The 4488-nt window shown below is 70.5% G+C and carries 5 protein-coding genes; 1 reads left to right on the forward strand and 4 read right to left on the reverse strand.

What is annotated here, in order from left to right:
* The 4 genes from AX737_RS04750 to AX737_RS04765 all read right to left on the reverse strand — a co-directional run.
* Positions 1-1489, reverse strand: a 1489-nt coding sequence (locus AX737_RS04750; protein WP_066919390.1) for an efflux RND transporter periplasmic adaptor subunit, incomplete at its 3' end; no start/stop codon positions are given.
* Positions 1489-2037: a FixH family protein gene (locus AX737_RS04755; protein WP_066919392.1), complete on the reverse strand. Its 549-nt coding sequence runs from the start codon at positions 2035-2037 to the stop codon at positions 1489-1491. The genes AX737_RS04755 and AX737_RS04750, both read right to left, overlap by 1 nt.
* A gap of 237 nt (positions 2038-2274) precedes the next feature.
* Positions 2275-2631 carry a hypothetical protein gene (locus tag AX737_RS04760; protein WP_245293394.1) on the reverse strand — a complete coding sequence of 119 codons (357 nt, stop codon included), beginning with the start codon at positions 2629-2631 and terminating at the stop codon, positions 2275-2277.
* 180 nt (positions 2632-2811) lie between these two features.
* On the reverse strand, positions 2812-3096 hold the full coding sequence (locus AX737_RS04765) for a hypothetical protein (RefSeq protein WP_066919396.1): 285 nt from the start codon (positions 3094-3096) through the stop codon (positions 2812-2814).
* A 262-nt stretch (positions 3097-3358) separates the two neighbouring features.
* Between AX737_RS04765 and AX737_RS04770 the strand changes: the two genes are divergently transcribed.
* Positions 3359-4488 (forward strand): transposase (locus AX737_RS04770; RefSeq protein WP_245293395.1); only part of this gene is annotated, 1130 nt, incomplete at its 3' end.

A 4488-nucleotide genomic window follows, 5' to 3' on the forward strand; every position in this document is an offset into this window, starting at 1 on the left:
GGGGCTTGGGCGCGGCCATGCTCTGCAGCGCCGCCTTCAGGTTGCTCTCGGCGTCTATGAGGAAGTTGGCCGCGGTCACGACTTGCTCGCCGGCCTGCACACCCTCGCGGATCTCGGTGTAGCCCTCGCCGCGGGCGCCGACCTTGACCTCGCGCGGCTCGAAGCGACCCTCGCCCTTGTCCACGAGCACGACCTGGCGCGCGCCCGTGTCGATGACGGCATCGTTCGGGATCGCGACGACGGGCTTCGTCGCCCCGGTCCCGATGTCGACGTCGGCGTACATGTCGGGCAGCAGTACCCCGTCGGGGTTCGGCAACTCGATGCGCACGCGGGTGGTGCGGGTTTGCGTGTTCACCTGCGGGTAGATCAGCTCGACCTTGCCGGTGAAGCTGCGCCCGGGCAGCGAGCGCACGCGCACGCTGACGGGCTGGCCGACCTTGACATTGCCGAGGTCGTACTCGGGCACGTCGGCCAGCACCCACATCACCGAGATGTCGGCAATCCGGAACAGGGTGTCGCCGGCCGCAGCCTTCATGCCCTCGATGGCGGTGCGCTGCAGCACGAGGCCGTCCCGGGGCGCGGACCAGGTGATGGCCATCGGCACCTTCCGGGTCCGCTCCATCTCGTTGATCACCTCATCCGAGACGTTCAGGTTCTGCAGCCGCCGCCGGGCCCCGTCGAAGCCGGGATTTGCGATGAGCTGGGCGGCGGCCGCGTTGATCTCGGGCGAGTAGACGTGGACCAGGGGCTGGCCCTTCCGCACCCGGTCGCCCGTCGTCACGTTCTCGACGTGGTCGACGTAGGCATCCGAGCGTGTCGCCACGACGGTGACGCGCCGCTCGTCGAGCGTGACGGTGCCGGGGACCCGCACCGGTCGGCTGACGACGCGACGTTCGGCCCGCTCAGTGCGCACGCCGGTGCGCTGGACCTTGCCGGGCGAGATCTTGACGGTGTTCCCGTCCTCGGCCTCGCCCTCGTAGACGGGGAGGTAGTCCATCCCCATCGAGTCCTTCCTCGGCACCGGCGAGGTGTCGGGCAGGCCCATCGGGTTGCGGTAGTAGAGGATCTTCCGGCCCACGGCCGGGGGCGCGGCGTAGGTGGCGTTCGCCTCGGTCTCCTTCGCCGCCGCGGGCCGCGGCTCGAAATCGACATCCTCGCCGACATGCACCGGAAGGTAGGCGCGTCCGTCGGGCGTCCTCGCCGGCGCGAGCGCGTAAGCCGCCTTTCCGTCGGGGTCGCGGTAGTAGAGCACGGGCGCATCCGCGGCCGCGGCCGGCTTCGCGTCGCGACCGACGAGCAGACCGGAGACCGAGGCTGGGAACCATGCCGGCAGGGGCCATCCCGCCTCGCCGGCCTTCAGCCCGGCGAGGGCGCCGCCGCCGACGGCGAGGGGCAGGAGAACGAGGGCCGCGACCCACGCCTTCGCCTGGCCGCCCGGGTGCGCGCGGTCACGTCGCCGCGCCAGGTGGATCGGTGTCGTCTGGTCCATCACTCGACGGCCCTGAGCACGAGTTGGTCTTGGACGGTGCCGGTCTCGCCCGGTACCTTCGCGGCCAGCGAGAGGCGCCAGCGGCCCTCCATCGCCAGGTTGGCCCTGAAGGCGTAGATGCCCGGCTCCGGGCTCGCCTCCGGCTTCATCTTACCCGTCATCGTCGGCATCCCGTCGGGTGCCATGTCGAGGCGGCGGGCGTAGACAAGCGCGTCGGCCACGGGCTTGCCGGCGCGCTTGTCGAGCAGACGCACCCTGAGCGTCGCCTCGCCCGATTTAGTCTCGGGATCCAGGAGCTCGAAGGAATAATCCTTGAGGTCCGGGGGCATGAGTGGCGCGCCCTTGGGCAGCCAGGCCGCGACCGGTTCCGGAAGCCGTGCCGCGACCGCGCCGGGAATGACCCATGCGCCGCGCGCGAGCGCGTAACCGGCGCCGGCTCCCGCTAGGGCTGCTACGATGAGGACGAGCCCGAGCAGGAGCCAAGCGCCTCGCCCTGCCGGCCGGTGCTCCTTCTGGTAAGCGTCGAAAAAGTCCTCCCGGCCCGTCATGGCGCCACCCTTAGGACTGAGCGGATGGGGAGACGGGCCGCGCGTGGCTCGGGGCGTGCGGGATGCGCCGGGGCAGGACGCGGCCGCGGGGATGCGGGATGTTCGGTGGACACGGGGATGATCCTGTTCCGGAGCGTCTGGATGCGGGACCCCGACCGTTCGGGCCGCCGCGGCGCGGCGGTGCGCGAAGGCTGCCGTGCATGCTCATGCACGGGGCGGAACCGCTCTCGGGCGTGCTCAGGAACGCGGTTTGGGAGGGGGGGCCTGCGGGGCTGCGGCCAAACTCGGCCGGATATGGTCCTGCCGAACGGGCAGGAGGACCGGGGCGACCGGGCCGCCATCGGCAGGCGGGGATGGCAGGATCCCCGGCACGATCTTCGCGGCGCAGGCCACCGCGAAGGGACAGGCCTTGGTGTCGCGGCAGTCCGGGCCCGAGGGCTCGGGATCGCAACACGGCATGTCGTCGGGCATCGGCGCGACGTGTGGCGTCGTGACGCCGCCTTGCTGAGCGACCATGTCCCGCTGAACGCCGTCGCCCACGAAGGCGCGCGCCTGCGCGGGGGCGACGGATGCCCCGGCGATCAGGCCGAGCACGGCGAGGGCCGTGAGCAGGCGCGCTATGGTGGATCGGATCGACATCCGTTTCCAGGATCCCACTGATCGGGGGCTTTGCCTAGCCCCGGACGCGCCGGGCTCGCGACAAGCCCGGCGAATACAAGTTCGCGGGTGCGGGCCCACGGGTTACAGCCGCTCCCGCAACGTGCCCGACGTTGATTAGAACGCGGGTCCGCCCGAAGTGGTGCCGAGGTTCTGGGCCGCGGCGGGACGCTCGGGGAACTGGGCATTCCCGCGCGTGCTGCTCCTCAGGTCCCGTCCCTGGAGATCACGCCCCTCCCAAACGCGGCCGAGGCTGCCCGTCACCTCGGGCGCGGCTCCCGTCGGGCCTTCCAGGACGCTCCAGCCCGCCGAGGGAACGGCCTCGCCGGTCAGCCTCGGGTGCGCCCAAGCGCCGCCGGTCATGAGGGTGGAGGCCACCAAGGTTGCAAGGATGTACTTCATCGAATGCTCCATCGTCTTTCGCGTTTGCCTTCACGGCGCCGCTACCGACGACTTCGGGACGCGCGGACGATGCGTTACCGTAGAAGCGCGGAAGGCCCCGCCCTTGAGGGCGGGGATGGATAGCGCCGGCCGCGACAGAAGCCTGCCCGGGCACCGATCCAATCCCCTTGCCTTCGTTCCGCATTCGTTCTATCCTTGGCCTGTGCTTCGCGTCCAGGCATACCGGTTCGTCCTTCGGCCCGACGGCGCGCAGGAACGGCTCATGCGCCGCTCCTGCGGCGCGCGCCGCTACGTCTTCAACAGGGCCCTCGCCCTGCAGAAGGAGCGGTATGCCGCCGGTGACAAGCACCTCTCCTACGCCGACCTCTGCAAGCACCTCACCGCCTGGAAGGCCGAACCCGACACTTCCTGGCTCAAGGAGGTGCACAGCCAGGTCCTGCAGCAGGCGCTCAAGGACCTCGACCGCGCCTACCGCAACTTCTTCGAGGGACGGGCCGAGTTCCCCCGCTTCAAGAGGAAGGGCAAGGACGACGCCTTCCGCCACCCGCAGAAGGTCGAGCTCGACCAGCCGAACGGGCGGGTCTTCCTGCCCAAGCTCGGTTGGATGCGCTACCGCGCGAGCAGGCTTGTCGAGGGCGAGATTGGGCAGGTCACCGTCTCGCTGAAGGCCGGCAAGTGGCACGTCTCGGTCCAGACCGAGCGCGAGGTCGAGAAGCCGGTCCACCCGTCGACGACGCTTGTCGGCATCGACGTCGGCGTGACGCGTTTCGCCACGCTGTCCGACGGCACCGTCATCGAACCGGCGAACGCGTTCCGCAAGGCCGAGGCGGCGCTCGCGAAGGCGCAGCGGGCGATGGCCCGCAAGACCAAGTTCAGTAGGAACTGGAGGAAGGCGAAGGCGAAGGTACAACGGGTCCAGGCACGCATCGCCCGCATCCGCTCCGACTTCCTGCACAAGACCTCGACGACCGTCAGCAAGAACCACGCGGTGGTCTGCGTCGAGGACCTGGACGTGCGGGCGATGACCGCGAGCGCGGCCGGGACGGTCGAGGAGCCGGGCGTGAACGTCCGTCAGAAGGCGGGGCTGAACAAGGCGATCCTGGACCAGGGGTGGGGCGAGTTCCGCCGGCAGGTCGGGTACAAGCAGGAGTGGCTCGGCGGTTGGCTGCTGCCGGTGCCGGCTCCGAACACGAGCCGGACGTGCCCGGAATGCGGGCACGTGGCGGCGGGGAACCGCCCGAGCCAGGCCGTGTTCCGGTGCGTGGCGTGCGGGTACGCGGCGAACGCGGACGACGTGGCGTCGATCAACATTGCAAGGGCGGGGCACGCCCGGTTAGCCTGCGGAGAGACTTCGCCCGTGATGGCGTCGGCCCAGGAACCCACCGAGGCGGG

Source organism: Methylobacterium sp. CCH5-D2 (genome assembly GCF_001556475.1).
GTDB classification, from domain to species: domain Bacteria; phylum Pseudomonadota; class Alphaproteobacteria; order Rhizobiales; family Beijerinckiaceae; genus Methylobacterium; species Methylobacterium hispanicum.

What these genes read in the sequence shown, in the direction of transcription:
- AX737_RS04755 (WP_066919392.1), bottom strand. Translation starts at nt 2,037, where the DNA reads ATGACGGGCCGGGAGGACTTTTTCGACGCTTACCAGAAGGAGCACCGG.
- AX737_RS04765 (WP_066919396.1), bottom strand. Translation starts at nt 3,096, where the DNA reads ATGAAGTACATCCTTGCAACCTTGGTGGCCTCCACCCTCATGACCGGC.